The following is a 20,312-nucleotide window of genomic DNA, read 5'->3' on the forward strand; positions in this document are numbered from 1 at the left end:
CTGCGGCCGTCTCTTGTCTTGCAGTCCTTGTTCCGCGGTCAGGCGGCTCCGGCGTTCAGGTTGTATTTCATGATCGACCCGTGGCGCCCGTGCCGATCGCGCTCCAGGTCGAACACGTCGCCCTCGATAGCGCTCGCCTGCCCCAGAACGGCATCGATCCCGGCGATGTCCTCCGCCGTCAGGGCAAGATCGGCGATGGCCAGATTCGAGGCCAGATGCGCGCGGTTGCGCGCCCCCACAATGGCGGCGGCCACCGCCGGCCGCTGCAGCATCATGGCGCTCGCAACGGTCGCGATGGTGCTGCCGTGGCGCCGGGCGACGGCATCCAGCCTCGACAGGAGCGCCTGGAACAGGTCCCAGCCGCCGAAATCGTCGATGATCAGCTTGTATTTGGTCAGCGAGCGGTTCTCGAGCGGCGCCACCGGTTCGGCGCCCCCCAGCCAGCGCTCGCTCAGGAAACCGCCCGCCACCGTGCCGTAGCAGAGCAGAGAAACGCCATGGCGCGCCGCAGCTTGCGCCATGTGCCTGGCGGGGCGGCCGTCGAGCAGGGAATACTGGACCTGCATCGACACCAGCGGCACGCCGCTTTCAATGATCTGCCGCATGTGGGCGGTGTCGAAATTGGTGGCGCCGAGCCTGTCGATCTTGCCTGCCCGCTGCAGTTCCCCGAGCCAGTGCGCCGCGTCGAGCCACCCCGGCACTGCATAGTCCCACCAGTGGAACTGGACGAGATCGAGCCTCTCCTGGCCGAGCCGGCGCAGGGATTCCTCGATGATGCCGGCGACCGTGGCCTTGGTCAGTTTCGGCAACAGGTCGAGATCCGGCACGCATTTCGTGTGGATCTTGACGGCCTTGAGCGCATCGGTGCCGCGCAGATCCGCATAGTGCTTGCGGAAGCGGCCGATCATCTCCTCGACCCCGGTGTAGATGTCGGCGCAGTCGAAAGTGGTTATGCCGGCGTCGGCGCAGGCCACCATGTCGGCCACGGGATCCCCGCTTTGCGCCGCGCTGTGCCCGCTCGACATCTGCCAGCCGCCACGGATGACACGGGAAATCTCATAGCCGGGGGCAAGCTCGATTCGGTGCATGAACTATTCGGTCCTCTTCAAGGGCACGGCCGTGGTGTCGGCGTGGCTGAAACGGCGCCTGCCGAGGCGCGTGATGCGCAGCCGCGACGCGCAGTTCGGATCGGGACAGGCCACCTCCGCATCGGTGGTCATCCAGTCGTTGTCATGGGTCGGCCGTTGCTTGGCGGCCAGGAGGGGCAGGACGGCGGCCAGCGAGTAGATCGAGAAGCCCTGGCCTGGCGGCAGATGGAGCATCTCGCCGCGCAGCTCGAAATGATCACCGGGTTTTGCACCGCAGAAGATCGGCTGGCCCTCCGGCACCACCACGTCGACGCGCAGATCGTAGAGTTCGAAGCCGTCGTCTCTCCGCTCAGCCATAGCGCACCACCTTCTCCCGGGCATCGAGAGCGCCGCGAATGAGATCGAAGGAGCGGGTGATGTCCTGCGTCAGCGCCCGAACGGAGGCGTCCGCGTCGCGCCGTTCCATCGCCTCGATCAGCGCCCAGTGGAAATGCGTGGCTCGGATGTCGCGGTCCTCGTCGTGAATCTGCGCGGCCGCGCGCACATAGGGTCCCGATTGCAGCCACAGGCTCTCGACCACCGGGATGAGGACGGCAGAGCCCGCCGCCCGGTAGATGTGGAAGTGGAAACTGTGATTGAGTTCGGACGTGGTGTGGGCCTTGTCCGGATCGTCGCTGCCGAAGGCGGCGTCGCAGCGTTCCGTCAGCGCGCGCAGGGTCTCGAAATCCGGCGCCGTCAATCGGCCGCTCGCCAGGGAGGTCAGCGCTCCTTCGACGAGAACCCGCGCTCGCGCCAGATCGTCCAGCCGCTCGCGGGTGATGAGCGGAACCCGCACCGAGCGGTTCGGCAGGGCCTCCAGCGCCTGTTCGGACACCAGCTGGCCGAGCGCCTCGCGCACCGGCATGGTGCTGGTGTCGAGCTTCGCGGCCAGATCCTGGATGCGCAGCACCGCCCCCGCATCGAACATGCCGTGCATCAGGGAGCGGCGCAACTCGGCATAGACACGATCCTGGAGGGTTTCGCGGCCGACCGGGGAAAGGGGGGAGCGGCTCACCATAAGAAGCAACCTTTCGACCGGTCCCGGGCGTCTGACCAGAGATTCGCCTCGCGCACGCTCCGGTAACGTCGCAGGACAATCGCATATGGCGGTACGCTACCCCCACCCCTCAAGGGGAAGGGGGATGATCGGGCCCGCCACCTTTCTTCCCTCCCCCTTGAGGAGAGGGGTCCGAAGGACGGGAGAGGGTCGCAGGCGCGGCCTGCAGGAAAAATCATAGGCGATTGTCCTGGGGAACGCCGGGAGCGAAGGCCTGTTCGATACGCCGTCATCCGCGTCACCTTGCCTGCTGCGATGTTCGTTCGGGCCTGCCAGGAGACCTGCTTGGTACAGGCACACGCATTTTTCCGGTTGCTTTCCGCTGCGATGTCAAGTTTGATCAAACATCATTGATCACGTTTTGGCAAGGACGATATGCCGACCGATGTCGACCAGCAGCCGGGTGAGGAGCGCGCAGCCCAGGGCGGCATGGCGCTGATCCAGGTGCGCGACGTCGCCATGCAGTTCGGTGGCTTGCGCGCGGTCGACGGCCTTTCCCTCACATTGCATCAAGGCGAGATGCTCGGGCTCATCGGCCCCAATGGCGCAGGCAAGACGACGCTGTTCAACCTGATCGCGGGAAGCCTGAAGCCGACAGCCGGCGGCATCTTCATCGACGATCGGGATGTCTCCCACGAGGGCGCCGACCGGCGCATCGGCCACGGCGTCGGCCGCACGTTCCAAATCCCGCGCCCGTTTGCCGAGATGACCGTGCTCGAGAACGTGCTCACCGGCCGGCAGCACCAGGCCGGCGAGCACATCTGGATGAATTTCCTGCGCGGCGGGCAGGTGGCGCGGGAGGAACGGCAGGCCGTCGAGAAGGCGCGCGCGCTGCTCGACTTCGTGACCCTCTCGCATCTGGAGAGCGAGCCGGCGCGCGTGCTTTCCGGCGGGCAGCGCAAGCTGCTGGAGCTCGCCCGCATTCTGATGGCCGACCCGCGCGCAATCCTGCTCGACGAGCCGGCAGCCGGGGTCAACCCGTCCCTGCTCGAGGTGATCATAGAGCGGATCCGGTGGCTCAATGCCGATGGCAAATCGGTCCTGCTGATCGAGCACAACATGGACATGGTGGCGCGGCTCTGCAGCCGTGTCGTCGTGATGGCAGCCGGCCGCTACCTCACGGAAGGAACTCCCGACGAGGTGGTGCGGGACCCGGCGGTGATCGAGGCCTATCTGGGCGAGGCCGCATGAGCGCCGCTCCGGCACCGCCGCCCGCGCTGGCGACACGAGACCTGGTCGCCGGCTACGAGCGCGATCTGCCGATCGTCCGCGGCATCGATTTTTCGGTAAGGCAGGGCGAATTTGTCGTGATCCTGGGCCCCAACGGCGCCGGCAAGTCGACCCTCGTGAAGGCGATTGCCGGGCTGGTTCCAATCCATTCCGGCAGCACCCATCTGGCGGGCGAGGACATCACCCTGTCGCCGGTGCAGGAGAAGGTGAGGCACGGTCTCGCCTTCGTGCCGCAAACGGAAAACATCTTCGCCACGCTGTCCATAAGGGAAAACCTGCAGCTCGCCGCCGACATCCTGCCCAGAGGCAGGCAGGCCGCGCAGATCGACGAGGTCTACAGCCTCTTCCCCGACCTCGCGTCCCGACGCGGCGCGCGCGCCGGCAATCTTTCCGGCGGTCAGCGGCAGATGCTGGCGGTCGCCCGCGCGCTGGTCGTCAAACCGTCGGTGCTCATCCTCGACGAGCCTTCGGCAGGCCTCTCCCCGAAAATCGTCGGCGAGGTGTTTGCCCGCTTGAAGGCGCTCAATGGCGCCGGCATCACGATCGTGCTGGTGGAGCAGAACGTGAAGGCGGCGCTGGCCGTCGCCGATCGCGCGGTGATCCTCGTCGAAGGCAAGCTGCGTCACGAAGGCCCGGCCGCCACGCTTTCCAGCGACCCGATCGTCGGCGAGCTCTATCTCGGCGCACGCGCGCGCCAAGGGGAGAATGGTCGATGAACCCGCAGGTGCTGATCGATGGGCTGATGGCGGGTGCCCTTTACGGGCTCGGCGCCATCGGCGTGACGCTGACCTACTCGATCCTGCGTTTTGCCAATTTCGCCCACAGCGAGCTCCTGACCTTCGGCGCCTATGCGGCTCTGGCGCTGAGTTCCGCGCTCGGCGCTCTCTCGGCGGGTCTTCTGGAACCCATCGCGCCCTTCTCGTTCGGCTGGGCCCTGCCGCTCGCCGGCCTGGTCGCGGTGGCGCTGACCGGCCTTCTGGCACTCGCCGTCGATGCGATCCTCTTCGGCCGGCTGCGCCACAGGCGCAGTTCCATCATCGTCATGGTCATGGCGAGCTTCGGCGCCGCCCTGACACTGCGCAGCCTGATCGAGTTCGCGTTTACTTCTAAGCCGGCTTACTTCACCCGCGAACTGCAGATCGCCCTGCCGCTCGGACAGGGGATGCGGGCGACTCCCGACCAGCTCTTATCGCTGGCGCTTGCCGCCATACTCGTGATCGGCGTGCATCTGCTTCTGACACGCACGGCCATCGGGCGCTCCATGCGCGCGGTCAGCGAGAACCAGGCGCTGGCGGGCGTCGTGGGCGTCGACGTCCGCAGGGTCATCCGGGTCGTCTGGCTGCTCGGGGCAGCGCTCGCCTGCATCGCCGGCATCATGTCCGGCCTTCTCGTGCAGTTGCGTCCCTATATGGGCTTCGACCTGCTCCTGCCGCTTTTCGCGGCGGCGATTCTCGGCGGTATCGGCAGCGTTCCCGGCGCCATGCTGGCCGGCCTGATCGTCGGACTGGCCGAGGCGGCGACGGTGCAGCTCGTCGGCGCGGAGTGGCGAACGGCGGTCGCCTTCGTCATCCTCGTGCTGGTGCTGCTGTTGCGCCCGCAGGGTCTTCTCGGGAGGGCACAGGCATGAGCGTGGAACTCGTCGCCTATGGCTGCTTCTTCCTGACCATGGCCCTCACCTACGCCATCATGTGCCTGGGGCTGAACCTTCAATGGGGGCAGACCGGCCTGTTCAACGTCGGCATTGCCGGTTTCGTTGCCGTCGGCGCCTATGTTTCGGCGCTGCTGACGACGCCCGACGTCGCCGATCGCCTGGGAGGCTTCGGCCTGCCGATGCCTCTCGGCTGGCTGGGCGGCTCCCTGTCGGCGGCGCTGATCGCCTATCTCGTCGGCCGGCTGACCATAAGGCTGCGGGCGGATTATCTGGCCATCGCCACCTTCGGCATCGCCGCCGCCGTGCAGCTTCTTGCGCTCAACCTCGAGCCCGTCACCGGCGGGCCGTTCGGCATCGGCTTCATTCCACGCCCCTTTGCCGGCCGGGCCGGCGACCCGCTTTTGTTCAGCGTTCTGAACCTCGCATTGGTGGCCGCCGTTGTGCTCCTTCTCTATATGGCATTGGAGCGCCTTGTCCGCAGTCCGTGGGGCCGTGTGCTGAGGGCTATCCGCGAGGACGAGCCGGCCGCCCTGGCGCTCGGCAAGAACGCAAACCGGTTCCGGTTGCAGGCCTTCGCCATCGGCGGCGGCATCATGGGGCTGGCCGGTGCCGTCCAGGCGCATTTCATAGGGTTCATCGCGCCGGAAAACTATCTGCCGATGCTGACCTTTCAGGTCTGGGCGATGCTCATCGTCGGCGGTTCCGGCAACAACCGCGGCGCCATTTTGGGCGCCGTGCTGGTGTGGGGCATCTGGGCGCTCTCCGCCGCCTTCATCTCCGCCACGTTCGAGCCCGGCCAGCAGGCGCGCGCCGCTTCGCTGCAGATTGCGCTGATCGGGGTGGCGATCTGCGCCGTCCTGTTGCTGAGGCCGCAGGGCGTACTCGGCGAGGCGCGCGTGGTGTCGCGGCACCTCCTCGAAGCCGTTGGAAGCCGAAAAATCCGCGTCGCCACCGACGCGCAACCTGTCAGACAGCCGCCGGAGTGAAACCATGAGCGACCAGACCCTTCTTGCGACCGGCCCGGAAACCGGCCGACTGTCCGACCGGCTGACCTTGCGCCGCCTCATCTGCGGCCTGTGGCAGGTGGCTGATCTGGAGAAGGACGGCGCGCCGCTTGATCCCGATGCGGCGGCCGATGCTCTTCAGGCTTATGCCGACGCCGGCTTCGACACCTTCGACATGGCCGACCATTACGGCAGCGCGGAGCTGATCACCGGCCGCCTGCTGTCCCGCTATCGCGACGATGCACGGCGGCCGCGCGCCTTCACCAAATGGTGCCCGGAACCCGGACCGATGACCGCCGAAGTGGTGCGCGCCGGGGTGATGGAGCGGCTTGCGCGGCTGGGGGTCGAGAAGGTCGATCTCCTGCAGTTCCACTGGTGGACCTTCGAGCACCCGGCCTGGCTCGATGCGCTGCACGAGATGACCCGCTTGCGCGAGGAGGGGCTGATCGGCGAGATCGGCGTCACCAATTTCGATGCGGCTCATCTGGCCGTCGCGCTGGCGGACGGCATTCCCCTCGTCAGCAACCAGGTTTCGTTTTCGCTGGTCGATCGACGCGCGGCGGGGCCGCTCTCGGACCTTTGCCGCGCGACGGGCGTCAGGCTCCTTGCCTACGGCACGCTGTGCGGGGGCTTTCTTTCGAACAGATGGCTCGGCAAGGAGGAGCCGGCAGAAATCCCCGACTGGAGCCGACAGAAATACAAGCGCTTCATAGACACGGCCGGCGGCTGGGAGGCCTTTCAGGGCATCCTTTCGGCCGCCGACCGGATCGCCAGGAAACACCGTGTGTCGATCTCCAACGTAGCGACGCGCTGGGTCCTGGAGCATGAATCCGTCGCGGCGGCGATCATCGGCGCCCGGCTCGGCGAGAGCGAACACCGCGCCGACAACCTGAAGATCTTCGATTTCGCATTCGACGCGGAAGACCATGAACGGCTGGAGGCGGCTTTCGCCGCAACACGGCCGGTGCCGGGCGATTGCGGCGACGAATACAGGCGGCCGCCTTACCTGACGGCCTCGGGCGATCTGAGCCATCATCTCCAGGCGATTCCCTCCGTCTTCACCGCCGAGCCGGTGCCCGGCCGCAAGAACCGGATGCGCGTTTCCTCAGGCAGCGTCTGGGAAGAATTAGCCGGCTATAGCCGTGCAATGCGCGTCGGTGATTCGATCCGTGTGTCAGGCACGACGGCCACGCATGGCAGTGACCGCTGCGTCGCCCCGGGCGATCCGGGCGCCCAGGCCACCTACATTCTCGACAAGATCGCCGCCGCGATCCGGGCGCTTGGCGGATCGATGGACGACGTGGTGCGCACGCGCATCTACCTGCGCGATGCGGCTCATTGGGAACCGGTGTCGCGGGTGCACGGCCGGGTGTTCGCGCAGATACGCCCGGCCAACACGCTGATCGAGGCCGGCAATCTGGTCGGCGAATACTTGGTCGAGATCGAGGCCGAGGCCGTCGTCGATTGAAGCGCCGTGCATCCGTCGAACGCACAAAGGGCGCTGCAAGTCTTTGAAGCTGCGTTTCAGATCGCGATGATTTTGGATTGAATCAATCCAAAATCATAAACGCGATCGATTCCAAAAATTAGAGCGGGATGCGGGCGGAAAACCGCTTCACACTTTTCCTCATCCCGCTCAGTCCGCGTCCAGAGTAGCGATGGTCTTCAGCGCGCCGTCGAGCATCGTTCCCTTCTCGTCCTTCAGCGCTGCCTCGCGCAGCCTGCGAAGCCAATCTGCCGCGTCGGGACGGCCTTCCAGCGGCTTCAGGCCGGACAGGACCCGGTCGAACTTGGAATGCGCCCGCACATGCGTGTCGCTGTAGCCCTTGATCAGGCGGCGGCAGTTCAGGATCTCGACCGCCAGCGCATAATCCTTCGGGGCCGTGGCCAGCGCCAGCGCATACCAGCGTTCCAGATGCGCCCGCTCCACCTGATGTCGCAGCAGCGAGCGGCGCCAGGGCCGCAGGGTTCCGATCAGCCAGAGAGAGCCGAAGCCCAGCAGGCTGTCGGTGCGAATGCGGCGGCCGCGGTTGATGCGCCGGTCGATCCACCCCGCCAGCGCCGGCCGTCCCTCGATGAAAAGTCCGAGGCGCGCCGGCAACGTCCCGCAGAGCTCCTCGACGCGCGGATGGAAAAACTCCGTCACCTGCAGGACATTCTCGCCGCCGACATTCATCTCCCTGCGAATGCGCAGGTCGCGCGCGGTGCGTGTTTTGAGGTCGGCGACACGCAGGATATCGTCGTAGCACATGGCGTTGGCCAGGTGCTTGGCAGCCGCGGTGGAAAGCGCATGCCCGTGTTCCTCGCCATCCAGTTTCAATGCCTGGTCGACCCGGTCCAGATACTCCGCGCCATAGACAGGATCCTGGTAGTCGACCACCTTGCGCAGGCCGGCAAGAACCATCGCGCGGACGGGTTCCGGGTAGGCGCCTGCACGAGCCGTCAGCGCATTCCATCGCGCAACGAGCCGCTCCGGACCCCGCACCGCAATGCCTTTCGGGGCGGCCGCCCCGGCAGCGACGGCGGCGCCTTCTGCTTCGGCACCCGCGGCAGCCCGCTCATAGGCCATGCCGAAGGCCGCCAGGCTGGCCTTCACGCCGCGGCCCGACGCCCGGATGGTCTCTTCGTAGCTCTCCCGCGGGAAAGGCAGGGCCCCCGAACCGGCCAGGGCGCCGAACAGGCTGGCGGAGATGACAGATCCTGCCTCGACCGCGATCTTCTCCATGTCGAAGGCGACGTAACGGCTCGCGGCCCGGCGGGCGCTTTCATGGACCGTTTCGGCATCGGCGCGGCCGTCCCCGGGTTCGATCTTCTCCGAGACGGCGGCGATGCGGTGAGACGAGGCGATGAGCGTGGTGCGATCCGGCGTCACGAAGCCGCGCATGACGGCGCGTCCGGCCTCCATCAGCTCGGCGGCGATCAGGATGTCCACATCGCCCTGGGCCGGGGAGAGCGCGAAAACCGGCCGGCGGCCCGTGTCGGGGCACATCTCGACATAGTAGATCGTCGCGCCGGTGCGCTGCGCGACACCGGCCACCGAGGTGGATTGCGCCAGATAGCCGTTGCGCTCCGCGACGTCGGTGATCCAGTTGGTCAGCACGCCGCCACCCTGCCCCCCGACCGCCAGCGCGGCGAGCTTGATGATCGTCTGGCCGCTGTGCCTGTTCTTGCCGTTCGTGACCATCACCGCTTTCTCAAGCCTCCGCGAAGATCAGGCGGCGCTTCTCACGGCGCCCCTGCAGGAAGCTGGTGATGCCGCGCCGCAGACCATTCATGAAACGGTCCCAACGGCCGGGATTGTGCACCACGTCGGCCCGGTAGAAGGACGGGCAGAGCACGGCGGCATCCGCCACCTCACCGCAATTGCCGCAGCCGACGCATGTGTGGTCGATCGCAGCCACCGGATCGTCGCGCAGCGGATCGTCCAGCGTCTTCACCGACAGCGAGGGACAGCCCGAAAGCCGCATGCAGGCGTGATCGCCCGTGCACACGTCCTCGTCGACCCCGAAGCGCGGCTTGACCACCCGTTCGCCACCGGCGATCGCCTTGGCGGTCAGCGGCTTCTCGCGCCGCTGCCGGTTCAGCATGCATTCCGACGAGGCGACGATCACCTTCGGCCCCTTCTCCTGCGTCGTCAGCGCCTCGCGCAGTGCCGCGCGCACCCGCGTGACGTCGTAGGTGCGATCGATGTGGCGCACCCATTTGACGCCCATGCCCTTCACCGCATCGGTGATCGGGTGCTTGGTGGACTTGGTGCGGTTTTCGGCGCGCGACGACAGGATGTCCTGTCCGCCGGTGGCGGCCGAATAGTAGTTGTCGACCACGACGATCACACCGTCGTTCTGGTTGAAGACGGCGTTGCCGATGGAGGAGGTGAGGCCGTTGTGCCAGAAGCCGCCGTCGCCGACGAAGGAGATCGAGCGCCGCTTGGCATTCGGCGCGTTGAAGGCCGAGGCCGAGGCAGGGCCGAGCCCGTAGCCCATGGTGGTGGCGCCGAGCTCGAAGGGCGGCATGATGGAGAACAGGTGGCAGCCGATATCCGAGGCGATGTGGTGAGGGCCGAGCTCCTGCTCTATCAGCTTGGTGGCGGCGAAGATCGGCCGCTCGGGGCATCCCGTGCAGAAGCCCGGCGGACGACCGGGCACCACCTTGGCGAGGTCGGCGGCAAGCGCGTTGTCGCCGGACGCGTTCGGCGCCAGAAACTGGGCGGAGAGAAGCTCAGGCGCATGGGCGCGCAGATAGGCGCTCAGCCCGTCGAGCATCACCTGGCCGGTATATTCGCCGGCCATCGGCAGCATCTCCTTGCCGAGGATGCGCGTGTCGAGCTCGGCCTTGTGCATCATTGCGGCGATGGCCTGCTCGAGATAGTTGGGCTGTCCCTCCTCGACGACCAGAACCGAATCCTTGTCTTCGCAAAAGGCGATGACCTCGTCCTCGACCAGCGGATAGACCGCGTTGAGCACATAGAGCGGCACATCCGTCTCGCCGTAGACGTCAGCCAGTCCCAGACGCTGCAGGGCACGGATCACCGCATTGTACATGCCGCCTTGCAGGATGATGCCAGCTTTCCCGGATGTCGGCCCGAAGAACTCGTTGATCTTGCGCGAGCGGATGAAATCCACCGCCGCCGGCATGCGCTTTTCCACTTTCTCCTTCTCGTGCAGGAAGGACGCGGGCGGCAGGACGATGCGGTTGGTGTCGCGACGCGGCGCCTCCAGGGCTTCCGCAACAGTCATGGTCGGGCGCTTGTTGTCCTTGGTCTCGAAGCTGCCGGTCACATGGCAGCTGCGGATGCGCACCATCAGCATGACCGGCGTGTTCGAGGCTTCCGACAGTTCGAAACCGTCCTCGACCGCCTTGACGATGGAGGGCAGGTTGGCGCGCGGATCGAGCAGCCAGACCTGGCTCTTCATGGCAAAGGGGTGGCTGCGCTCCTGCATGATGGAGGAGCCTTCGCCATAGTCTTCGCCAACGATGATGAGGGCGCCGCCGGTGACACCGCCGGAGGCGAGATTGGCCAGCGCGTCCGAGGCCACGTTGAGACCGACGGCCGACTTGAACGTGCAGGCGCCGCGGATGGGATAATGCACGGAAGCGGCGAGCATGGCCGTGGCCGTGGCCTCGGAGGCACTTGCCTCGAAATGCACGCCGAGCTCGCCGAGGATTTCCTGGGCGTCGGCCAGCACGTCCATCAGGTGGCTGATGGGCGCGCCCTGATACCCGCCGACATAGCCGACGCCGCATTGCAGAAGCGCCTTGGTGATGGCGAGAATCCCTTCTCCGTGGAAGGTTTCCCCCGCCCCGAAACGAAGCTTCTCCACCTCCTTCGCGAAAGAACGTTCAGCCATCAGGGGTCTCCCATTGCTCGCCTGTGCTCTTGAGCATCGGCCCGAAAACCGGAAAGCACGATGCGCAGATTCGAAGACTTACAGCGTCCTTTGTGCGTCCTAATGGGCGCACGGCGCTGTAAAGGCCGTGCCGCCGGCGGTTAGAAGTCATGCTTGCGGATGTTGCCGAGGATCTTCTGAAGCGTTCCGATGAAGGCCGCGTATTCCGCATCGTCGATTCCCTGGAACATCTGCTCAAAGGCCGCATGCATCGCCGGCCAGGCCCGGTTGAACTCTTCCCGGCCGCTGTCGGTCAGGAAGATCTTGCGGGCACGACTGTCGTCCTGGCAGGCCTCACGCCGGACAAGCCCCTGTGCTTCCAGTGCATCGAGCGTCCGGCTCATCGTCGATTGCTCGATGACGGTGTAGACCGACAGTTCGTTGATCGTCATGCCGTCGCCGACGGCAAGCACCGCCAAAGCGCGCACCTGCGGAACCGTCAGCTCCTGCTTGCGCAAGTCGAGCCGCAGGCTGGCGTTGTAGCGCCCCATGATCCGGTTCATCAGATAGGGCGCGAATTGTTGCAGGCCGATCTGCCCCAGCGTCGCGATGCGCAGAGTCTTGTTGTCGGAACGCTGATCCATCAAACTGTTACCGCTCGCTTCGTTGTTCGCCGTGCCATGGCAGGTTTAATTCCTTGCCACCAGCGCCAGAACGCGACAGGGGCTGCCGGTGCCGTGCTCGATCTTGAGCGGGGCAGCGATCAGGATCGCGCCTTTCGGCGGCAGCTTGTCGAGATTCGCCAGGCTGGCGAGGCCGTATCGATTGGCCTGGTGCATCAGGTTGTGGGCCGGGAAGGGCGGCTCCATGCCGCCGGCCTGGCCGGCATCGGTGCCGATCGTCTCGCTGCCCCAGCCGACGATCCCCTTGTCGATCAGATAGCGGATCGCCTCCGGCGTCGGTCCTGGAGAATGCGGGCCGTTCTCGTCGGCATTCAGGAAATCCGCCTCGGAGCCGTTGCGCTTGTACCAATCGCTGCGCAGCACGACCCACTCACCCGCCTCGATCTCGCCATGCTCGGCTTCCCACGCCTCGATGTGGTCCACCGTCAGGAGAAAATCGTTGTTCTCGGCCACTTCCCGCGAGCAATCGATCACATTGACCGGCGCGACGAAGTTCTGCGGGGCAATGGTGTCCGTCGCCCCGTCGGGAAAGTCGCGCCCGGTGATCCAGTGGATCGGTGCATCAAAATGCGTTCCCGAGTGCTCGCCGAGCTTGAGCCAGTTCCAGGCCCACCAGGGACCCTTGTCGTCATACTCGGAGATCTTGTGTATTTCGATCTTCGGCGTATCGACCGCCAGCTCCGGCGGCAGCTTGAGAAGCGGCGTGTTGGGGCCGAGCACCGCGGAAAGATCAACCACTTCGATCTTGCCGGAAAGCAGGTCACCGGCGAATTGAGCAAGGACGGACTGACTCATCTTTTCTCCTCCCAGGTCGGCATGGACGCAACGGACGCCACGCTTCTTTGCTGTCAGCCTAAAAGGAAATGAATGCATATGCAATTATCTTTGTGAGCGTGCCGTTTTGGCCGCATGCACAAGGGTGCACATGCCTCGGTCCTGAAGTGCGCGTTTTCCCATCGGTGGCCTTAATCAGCTGGCCGCGTAAAACAATATGCAGATGAATAAAACCGGAAGCCAGCGAGAACATCCGTACGAATGGATGAACGGATGAACAAGCCTTCTCTCCTCGTCCGAAAGCCCTTCGCCCAACGGGTGGATGCCCGGTCGGTTTTCCTGTGATATTGAGCACCTATGGCTCAGAAGAAAGCACACGAAGTCGAGCGATGGCTGGCCCGGCCCGAGGCAACCTATCGCATTGTCCTGATTTACGGTCCCGACCGCGGTCTGGTCAGCGAGCGTGCCCGGCGCTTTGCCGAAGGCACCGGACTGCCACTCGACGATCCCTTCACGGTGGTGCGTCTGGACGCCGGCGAGGTGGAGCAGCAGCCGGGCCGCCTGGCCGACGAGGCACAGACGGTCCCGATGTTCTCCAGTCAGCGTCTGATCTGGGTGAAGGGCGGCGCCAATCAGAAGGCGCTCGTCGCGGATATCACCGCGCTGATCGCCGCTCCGCCGGCCGATTGCGTCGTGCTGATCGAGGCCGGCGATCTGCGCAAGGGATCGGCGCTCCGGGCCGCCGTCGAGCGCGGCGATGGGGCCATGGCATTGCCCTGCTATGCCGATGACGGCCGCGGCATCGATGCCGTGATCGACGAGGCGCTCGGCGCCGCAGGCCTCGCCCTCGCTCTCGATGCGCGGCGGGCCCTGAAGGCCAATCTCGGCGGTGACCGGCTGGCAACGCGCGGCGAGCTGGAAAAGCTCGCTCTCTATTGTGCGGGCAAGGGCGAGGTCACGGTCGAGGACATCCGCCTGCTGACCGGCGATGTCGCCGGGCTCAGCGCCGATGAAACGGTGGATGCCGTGCTCACCGGACAGTTCAAGGAGTTCGACAACACGTTCGGGCGCTTTCTGTCGGCGGGAAACCCGCCCTTTCTCATACTCTCGGCGACGCTGCGGCAGGTTCACGCCCTGCAGGTCCTGCGGCGCGCGATGGATGCCAACGGCCAATCCGCCAGCGCCGCGGTGGCCTCGGCGCGCCCGCCGGTCTTCTTCTCGCGCCGCAAGACCGTCGAGACGGCGCTGACGCGCTGGAGCGCTGCGGCGCTGCAAGGCGCCGCCGACCGGCTTCAGGCGGCAATCCTGCGGACCCGCCGAACACCGGCTCTGGCCATCCCGATCGCCAGGCAAGCCTTGATGGCGCTTGCCGTCGAGGGCGCCCGCGGACGGCGATAGAGCGCGGCGCCTCCGCGACACAATGGTTCGAACGCCATCTGCATCAATCCAGTGCGTGGTTCGACAAGACCAGCATGACCGAAACCGTCATGTCTCGACACAAGGGACGTCCGTCTTCTCGCGTTTCTGCATTAAGGGCAGTCGGATGAATCCACCTGGCGCAGGGGCGCGATTAACCCGTTGCTAACCATAAATCGGCATCGGCACGCTTTCGCGCGCCGGCAGGATCACTGCTTCAGAAGCCGGCAGAGTTCGTCCAGTTGCTCCAGGCTGCGGTAGGCGATGCGCACCTCGCCGCCACGTTCCTTGTGGTTGATCACCACCTTCAAGCCGGTCTGGTCGCTCAACAGTTTCTGCAGCGCCAGCGTGTCGGCGTCCTTTTCCTTGCGTTCGGGACGCGAAGGGTCCTCCGAGCGGGCGGGGGCGCTGGCCAGCGCTTCCGCTTGGCGAACGGACAATCCTTCTTCGATGATGCGCCGGGCAAGGCCCACGGGATCTTCCGCCGTCACCAGCGTGCGCGCATGGCCCGCAGACAGCGAGCCGTCGGTGATCAGGTCGCCGATGGCGTCCGGCAGTTTCAGCAGGCGCAGCGTGTTTGCCACATGGCTGCGGCTTTTGCCGATCACCTGACCAAGATCGGCCTGGGTGTAGCTGTGTTCATCGATCAACTGCTGATAACCGCGCGCCTCCTCGAGGGCGTTGAGATCGGAGCGCTGGACGTTCTCGATGATGGCGAGTTCCAGGGCGGCCTTGTCGTCCACCTCCCGCAGGATCACCGGAATCTCGGTCAGCCCGGCCCGTTGTGCCGCACGCCAGCGCCGTTCGCCGGCAATGATCTCGAAGCGCCCCGGCGCGCCGCCCGACCGCACCACCACCGGCTGGACGATGCCGTGCTCGCGGATCGACTGGGCCAGATCGGCCAGATCTCCCTCCACGAATTGGCGGCGCGGATTGCGCGGGTTCGGTGAAACAAACTCGATCGGCACCGATCGGTCGGCCCGCACGGTCTCCTGCCGGACCGTTTCCGGCTTGTCCATCTCGCCGATCAGTGCGGCAAGACCGCGCCCAAGGCGTTTGCGCGAGGGATCTTCGTTCATGTCACAACACCATCAAGCATCAAACTGACAAACTTTCAAACGTCCGGGCAGCAATCAACGTCTACGCCGCCCGCAACCGCCTCTCGCGCCGAATCACCTCCGATGCGAGTTGCAGATAGGCTTGGCTTCCCGAGCATTTCAGGTCGTAAAGGATCGCCGGCTTGCCATAGGAGGGCGCTTCCGAAACCCGCACATTGCGCGGAATGATCGTGTCGTAAACCGTCTCGCCCATATGCGCGCGGACATCCTCAACCACCTGATTTGCCAGGTTGTTTCGACGATCGAACATGGTCAGAACGATGCCCTGGATGCCGAGCTTCGGATTGATCGAGCCGCGCACCTGTTCGACGGTTTCGAGCAACTGGCTGAGGCCTTCCAGCGCGAAGAACTCGCACTGCAGGGGCACGAGGATGGAATCCGCCGCGGCCATGGCGTTCAGCGTCAGCAGATTGAGCGACGGCGGGCAGTCGACCAGCACATAGGAATAGGGGAAACCGCCATCGCGCAAGGCGTTCCGCAATTTCAGAACGCGATCGGGAGCGCTGGAGATCTCCATCTCGATGCCGAGAAGATCGAGCGTCGATGCCACCACGGACAGGCCGGGCACGGCCGTTTCCATTGCCGCTTCCAAAAGGCTCGCACGGCCGGTCAGGACGTCGTAGGAAGACACATGGCGGGCCTGGCGATCGATGCCCAGTCCCGTGCTGGCATTACCCTGCGGATCCAGATCGATCACCAGGACATTCTCGCCGATCGCCGCCAGGGCAGTGGCAAGATTGATGGCGGTGGTGGTCTTGCCGACCCCGCCTTTCTGGTTTGCCACGGTGATGATTCGCGTGCCGCTTTTCATCGCTGCTGTCCCGATAAAACCTCTATCGTTCAAGGCGTTCGCGGCGTCCCGCCGGGCTTGAGCCGGACGGGATTGCTGACTTCCAGGATCACGGCAGCCGCATCAACCTTGTCCTTGTGTTCTATCAGATCGAAGCGCCACGCGTTACCGCTTTCTTGAACTTCCCGCCGGTAATCCCGGCCTTTGTGGAACAGGCCATGCGCGCCGGCCTGGAGCCAGGGAGCGGTAAGCTCCAGCAGCAACGGCAACGGTGCCAGCGCCCTTGCCGTGACGATGTGTGGCGTTTCGACCCGTTCGTAGCAGTCCTCGATTCGCCTGGCGTGGACACGTGGCGTCACCCCGACCTCATTGAGTGCGGAGACCAGAAAGGCCGCTTTCTTGCGGTTGCTTTCGATCAGATCCACCCGCGCCCCCGGATGTTCGGCCATCAGAATCGTCACGATCGCTCCCGGAAACCCTCCGCCCGATCCCACATCCAGCCAGCGGCGCGCCGATGGCGCGAGCCGGATCAACTGCGCGCTATCGAGGATGTGGCGCTCCCAGAGTGCTTCCAGAGTGGAGGGCGCAGCGAGGTTTATTTTCGCCGCCCACCGCAGAAAAACCGATTCGAACGCCACGAGACGCTCGAATGTTTCACGTGAAACCGGGCCGGCGACGTCTTGAAGCTGCGAAAAACGCGCCTCGCTCACGCGGCGCCCCGTTGGTGCTCGACCTGCCGGATGGTGGCGATGATCAGCGCGAGCGCCGCCGGGGTCATCCCGTCGATCTTCTGCGCTTCGGCAATGGTGCGCGGGCGACGCGCACTCAGCTTCTGCTTGAGTTCGTTGGAAAGACCCGGAACACAGGAGAAATCGATTGCGCTCGGTATGGCCCGGGCCTCCTCTCGGCGCAACGCGATCGCATCGCTCGACTGGCGCTCCAGATAGACCGCGTAGCGCGCCTCCGTCTCGATCTTCTCGGCCACGTCCGGAGGGATGTCGCGCAGCTCCGGCCAGATGCCGTGCAGGCGGGACAGATCGACCTCCGGATAGGAGAGGAGATCATAGGCCGTTCGGCGAACACCGTCGCGGTTGAGAAGGATGCCGTGCCGGGAGGCTTCGTTCGGGCTGATGGAACGGCTCCGAATCAGTTCTCGCGCAGAGGAAAGCGCGTCCTCCAGAGCCCGAAACCTCGACTGCCGCTCGACAGAGGCGATCCCCAGCCGGATGGCCAACGGCGTCAGTCGGGCATCGGCATTGTCGGCCCGCAGCGAGAGTCGGTATTCGGCGCGCGAGGTGAACATGCGATAGGGCTCGCTGACGCCGCGGGTCACCAGATCGTCCACCAAAACTCCGATATAGGCGTCGGCGCGGCTCAAGACGAAGGCGTCGCCACCGGACGCGGCCCGCGCAGCGTTGATCCCCGCCAGTATTCCCTGTGCGGCGGCTTCCTCATAGCCGGTCGTCCCGTTGATCTGACCGGCCAGGAACAAGCCCTTGACCGCGCGCGTCTCCAGAGACGGCTCGAGCTCGCGCGGATCGACATGGTCGTATTCGATGGCGTAGCCGGGCTGCAGGACGCGCGCATGCTCCAGGCCGGGAATCGTCTTGAGCAGGGCTTCCTGGGCGTCCTCGGGCAGGGAGGTCGAGATGCCGTTGGGATAGACGGTGTGATCGTCCAGCCCCTCCGGCTCAAGAAAGATCTGATGTCCCTCACGGTCGCCGAACTTGACGATCTTGTCCTCGATCGACGGACAGTAGCGCGGGCCGATGCCGTCGATCGCTCCGGAATACATCGCCGAGCGATGCAGATTGGCGCGAATGACGTCATGCGTCGCACCGGTTGTGCGTGTGATTCCACATTCGATCTGCGGGTTGAGGATGCGGTCCGTCAAAAGGGAGAACGGCGTCGGATCGTCATCCGCGGCCTGCCGGTCCAGCCCCGACCAATCGATGGTTCGCCCGTCCAGGCGGGGCGGGGTTCCCGTCTTCAAACGCCCCAGCTTGAAGCCCGCCTGTTCCATGGACTGCGAAAGGCGAACAGCAGCCTGCTCGTTCATCCGCCCGGCAGGGAACCGTTTCTCGCCGATGTGAATCAGGCCGCGCAGAAAGGTGCCCGTGGTGAGAACGATGGCGCCGCAGCTCAGGCGCCGTTCACCCGAAACCACGACGCCGGTCACACGACCGGAAACGATCGACAGCTCGAGCGCCTCGCCTTCCACGACATGCAGATTGTCCTGCGCGCGGATCGCCGCCTGCACAGCCTCGCGGTAAAGCCGGCGATCGGCCTGCGTGCGCGGACCACGGACAGCCGGGCCTTTGCGCCGATTGAGCAGGCGGAACTGAATGCCACCGGCGTCGGCGGCGCGACCCATGATGCCGTCAAGAGCATCGACTTCCCGCACCAGATGCCCTTTTCCAAGACCGCCGATGGCGGGATTGCAGGACATCGCGCCGACCGTGTCGAATCGAAGCGTGACCAGTGCGGTGCGCGCGCCGGCCCGCGCCGCAGCCGCGGCCGCCTCGCACCCGGCATGCCCCCCACCGATCACCACGACATCGAATTGTTCTGCCATCTCTCTGCCTTGAGTCCCACATCGTTCGGTCCGCACGACCATTGCCGCTGCGTTCGAATGCAGGGACACATGTCCTCTTCTTCTCTTCGCGTCAAGAACCCATGCGTCATGCCGTTTCACGTGAAACAATCTTTCGCCGATAGGTCTCGACCCTGAAAGGGTTTCACGTGAATCGGTACCTGCCATTCGGTCATTGTTTCACGTGAGTCATCGCCCGATCCGGTCTTGCGTGTTTTACGTGAGTCATTTCCCGATGCAGAATTGGGAAAAGATCGTGTCGAGCAGATCCTCCACATCGATCGCGCCGGCGATCCGCCCGAGGGCATCCGCCGAAAGGCGCAGTTCTTCCGCCCGCAGCTCGAGATCGGCCGAGACCATCGTCACCGCCCTGTCGGCATGCCTGGTGGCTTCGCCGATCAGCCGGACATGCCGTTCGCGAAACGGCAGAAGGTCGGAAGCGCGGCGCGCCGTGGAGGCGGTGATTTGCCCGATCCGATCGAAGAGGGTGTCGAGGCCCGCACCTGTCAGGGCTGAAATCTCGACGTCGTATCCGGTTGAAGCGCTCGGATGGGCGAGGAGGTCGCATTTGTTGGCGACACGCAGCGCCGGAATCCCCTCCGGCGGCTCAATCTTCTGCGGTCGCGTCGCATCTTCCAGAATCAGAACGAGATCGGCCTCGCGGGCGTGTTCCAGCGCTCGTTCGATGCCGAGCGCTTCGACGCGACCGGGATCGGTCCGGATTCCTGCCGTATCGCTGACGATCACCTTGGCGCCGCCAATGTCCAGCGCCACCTCCAGCACATCGCGCGTGGTGCCGGGTTCATCGGTGACGATGGCTACGTCCCGCCGTGCCATGGCATTCAGGAGGCTGGATTTTCCCGCATTGGGTGCCCCGAGTATGACGACGCGGAATCCGTTCCGGATGATCTCGGCGTCGCGAAAGCCGGAGGCATGTGCGCGCATGGCGCGGCAGAGTTGGGCGACATCCTGCCAAACGCCCTCGGCCACCGACCCTGGAACATCCTCCTCGTCGGAAAAGTCGAGCTCGGCCTCGATCATGGCGCGGGCGCGGATCAGTCGCTGCCGCCATTCGGCGTAAAGTGCCCTGTGCCTCTCGTCCCCATTGGCGAGAGCGAAGCGACGCTGCGCCTCGGTTTCAGCCGATATGAGATCGGCCAGGGCCTCGGCCCCGGTGAGATCGATCTTCCCGTTGAGGAACGCACGCCGGGTGAATTCCCCCGCCTCCGCCGGACGAAAATCCTCGCGCTCGCCAAGCGCCCGGAACACCGCCCTGACCACCGCCGGCCCGCCATGCAGATGCAGTTCCGCGCAATCCTCACCCGTGAAACTGTTCGGTGCCGGGAAAAACAGAAGCAGGCCGCAGTCGAGCAGGTTTCCATCCTTGCCGCGCAGCGACGCCAGGGTGGCCCTGCGTGCCTCGGGAACAGCACCGCTCAGATCGGCGATCGCTTCCCGGACCTGCGGGCCGGACACGCGGACAATCGCCACCCCCGAAGGAAGACTGCCGCTGGAGATGGCAAAGATCGTTTCACGCATTCG

18 protein-coding genes are annotated in these 20,312 nt (G+C 65.3%); 6 read left to right on the top strand and 12 right to left on the bottom strand.

Features of this window, described 5'->3' with window-relative positions:
* Positions 1-38 precede the first annotated feature (38 nt).
* From NUU27_RS05590 to NUU27_RS05600, 3 genes are read right to left on the bottom strand one after another with little or no spacing between them, the layout of a single operon-like run.
* Positions 39-1,088: an aldo/keto reductase gene (locus NUU27_RS05590; RefSeq protein WP_257761089.1), complete on the bottom strand. Its 1,050-nt coding sequence runs from the start codon at positions 1,086-1,088 to the stop codon at positions 39-41.
* 3 nt (positions 1,089-1,091) lie between these two features.
* Positions 1,092-1,445: a TIGR04076 family protein gene (locus NUU27_RS05595; protein ID WP_257761090.1), complete on the bottom strand. Its 354-nt coding sequence runs from the start codon at positions 1,443-1,445 to the stop codon at positions 1,092-1,094.
* Positions 1,438-2,145: a GntR family transcriptional regulator gene (locus NUU27_RS05600; protein WP_257761091.1), complete on the bottom strand. Its 708-nt coding sequence runs from the start codon at positions 2,143-2,145 to the stop codon at positions 1,438-1,440. The genes NUU27_RS05595 and NUU27_RS05600 overlap by 8 nt, the downstream gene beginning before the upstream one ends.
* 414 nt (positions 2,146-2,559) lie before the next feature.
* Between NUU27_RS05600 and NUU27_RS05605 the strand changes: the two genes are divergently transcribed.
* From NUU27_RS05605 to NUU27_RS05625, 5 genes are read left to right on the top strand one after another with little or no spacing between them, the layout of a single operon-like run.
* A complete protein-coding gene (locus NUU27_RS05605) occupies positions 2,560-3,375 on the top strand; it encodes an ABC transporter ATP-binding protein (RefSeq protein ID WP_257761092.1) in 816 nt (271 codons plus the stop codon).
* On the top strand, positions 3,372-4,130 hold the full coding sequence (locus tag NUU27_RS05610; protein WP_257761093.1) for an ABC transporter ATP-binding protein: 759 nt from the start codon (positions 3,372-3,374) through the stop codon (positions 4,128-4,130). Before NUU27_RS05605 ends, NUU27_RS05610 begins: the two co-directional genes overlap by 4 nt.
* Positions 4,127-5,041 (top strand): branched-chain amino acid ABC transporter permease, encoded by a 915-nt coding sequence (locus NUU27_RS05615; protein WP_257761094.1) that lies wholly within the window; start codon positions 4,127-4,129, stop codon positions 5,039-5,041. The genes NUU27_RS05610 and NUU27_RS05615 overlap by 4 nt, the downstream gene beginning before the upstream one ends.
* On the top strand, positions 5,038-6,051 hold the full coding sequence (locus NUU27_RS05620) for a branched-chain amino acid ABC transporter permease (RefSeq protein WP_257761095.1): 1,014 nt from the start codon (positions 5,038-5,040) through the stop codon (positions 6,049-6,051). The genes NUU27_RS05615 and NUU27_RS05620 overlap by 4 nt, the downstream gene beginning before the upstream one ends.
* 4 nt (positions 6,052-6,055) lie before the next feature.
* Positions 6,056-7,537 (top strand): aldo/keto reductase, encoded by a 1,482-nt coding sequence (locus NUU27_RS05625; RefSeq protein WP_257761096.1) that lies wholly within the window; start codon positions 6,056-6,058, stop codon positions 7,535-7,537.
* 168 nt (positions 7,538-7,705) lie between these two features.
* Here NUU27_RS05625 and NUU27_RS05630 read toward each other — a convergent pair whose 3' ends face one another.
* The 4 genes from NUU27_RS05630 to NUU27_RS05645 all read right to left on the bottom strand — a co-directional run bounded on the left by NUU27_RS05630 (position 7,706) and on the right by NUU27_RS05645 (position 12,874).
* Positions 7,706-9,253 carry an indolepyruvate oxidoreductase subunit beta family protein gene (locus tag NUU27_RS05630; RefSeq protein WP_257761097.1) on the bottom strand — a complete coding sequence of 516 codons (1,548 nt, stop codon included), beginning with the start codon at positions 9,251-9,253 and terminating at the stop codon, positions 7,706-7,708.
* Between the two features lie 10 nt (positions 9,254-9,263).
* A complete protein-coding gene (locus NUU27_RS05635) occupies positions 9,264-11,417 on the bottom strand; it encodes an indolepyruvate ferredoxin oxidoreductase subunit alpha (RefSeq protein WP_257761098.1) in 2,154 nt (717 codons plus the stop codon).
* 140 nt (positions 11,418-11,557) lie between these two features.
* Positions 11,558-12,040 carry a MarR family winged helix-turn-helix transcriptional regulator gene (locus tag NUU27_RS05640; protein ID WP_257761099.1) on the bottom strand — a complete coding sequence of 161 codons (483 nt, stop codon included), beginning with the start codon at positions 12,038-12,040 and terminating at the stop codon, positions 11,558-11,560.
* A 45-nt stretch (positions 12,041-12,085) separates the two neighbouring features.
* Positions 12,086-12,874, bottom strand: a complete 789-nt coding sequence (locus NUU27_RS05645; protein WP_257761100.1) for a cyclase family protein — start codon at positions 12,872-12,874, stop codon at positions 12,086-12,088.
* Positions 12,875-13,210: 336 nt separating this feature from the next.
* Here NUU27_RS05645 and holA point away from each other — a divergent pair, with 336 nt between their 5' ends.
* Positions 13,211-14,251 (top strand): DNA polymerase III subunit delta, encoded by a 1,041-nt coding sequence (holA, locus tag NUU27_RS05650; protein ID WP_257761101.1) that lies wholly within the window; start codon positions 13,211-13,213, stop codon positions 14,249-14,251.
* A 227-nt stretch (positions 14,252-14,478) separates the two neighbouring features.
* Here the strand turns inward: holA and NUU27_RS05655 are convergent, their stop codons facing one another.
* The 5 genes from NUU27_RS05655 to mnmE all read right to left on the bottom strand — a co-directional run bounded on the left by NUU27_RS05655 (position 14,479) and on the right by mnmE (position 20,309).
* Positions 14,479-15,348, bottom strand: coding sequence for a ParB/RepB/Spo0J family partition protein (locus tag NUU27_RS05655; RefSeq protein WP_257761102.1), 870 nt, complete (start codon positions 15,346-15,348; stop codon positions 14,479-14,481).
* 61 nt (positions 15,349-15,409) lie between these two features.
* Positions 15,410-16,198 (bottom strand): ParA family protein, encoded by a 789-nt coding sequence (locus NUU27_RS05660; protein WP_257761103.1) that lies wholly within the window; start codon positions 16,196-16,198, stop codon positions 15,410-15,412.
* Between the two features lie 29 nt (positions 16,199-16,227).
* Positions 16,228-16,887 carry a 16S rRNA (guanine(527)-N(7))-methyltransferase RsmG gene (gene rsmG, locus NUU27_RS05665; protein ID WP_257761104.1) on the bottom strand — a complete coding sequence of 220 codons (660 nt, stop codon included), beginning with the start codon at positions 16,885-16,887 and terminating at the stop codon, positions 16,228-16,230.
* Positions 16,884-18,752 (bottom strand): tRNA uridine-5-carboxymethylaminomethyl(34) synthesis enzyme MnmG, encoded by a 1,869-nt coding sequence (gene mnmG / locus NUU27_RS05670; protein WP_257761105.1) that lies wholly within the window; start codon positions 18,750-18,752, stop codon positions 16,884-16,886. Before mnmG ends, rsmG begins: the two co-directional genes overlap by 4 nt.
* A 243-nt stretch (positions 18,753-18,995) precedes the next feature.
* A complete protein-coding gene (mnmE, locus tag NUU27_RS05675; RefSeq protein WP_374565764.1) occupies positions 18,996-20,309 on the bottom strand; it encodes a tRNA uridine-5-carboxymethylaminomethyl(34) synthesis GTPase MnmE in 1,314 nt (437 codons plus the stop codon).
* Positions 20,310-20,312: the final 3 nt, after the last annotated feature.

This window comes from Nitratireductor sp. ZSWI3 (assembly GCF_024655565.1).
Taxonomy (GTDB): Bacteria; Pseudomonadota; Alphaproteobacteria; order Rhizobiales; family Rhizobiaceae; genus Nitratireductor.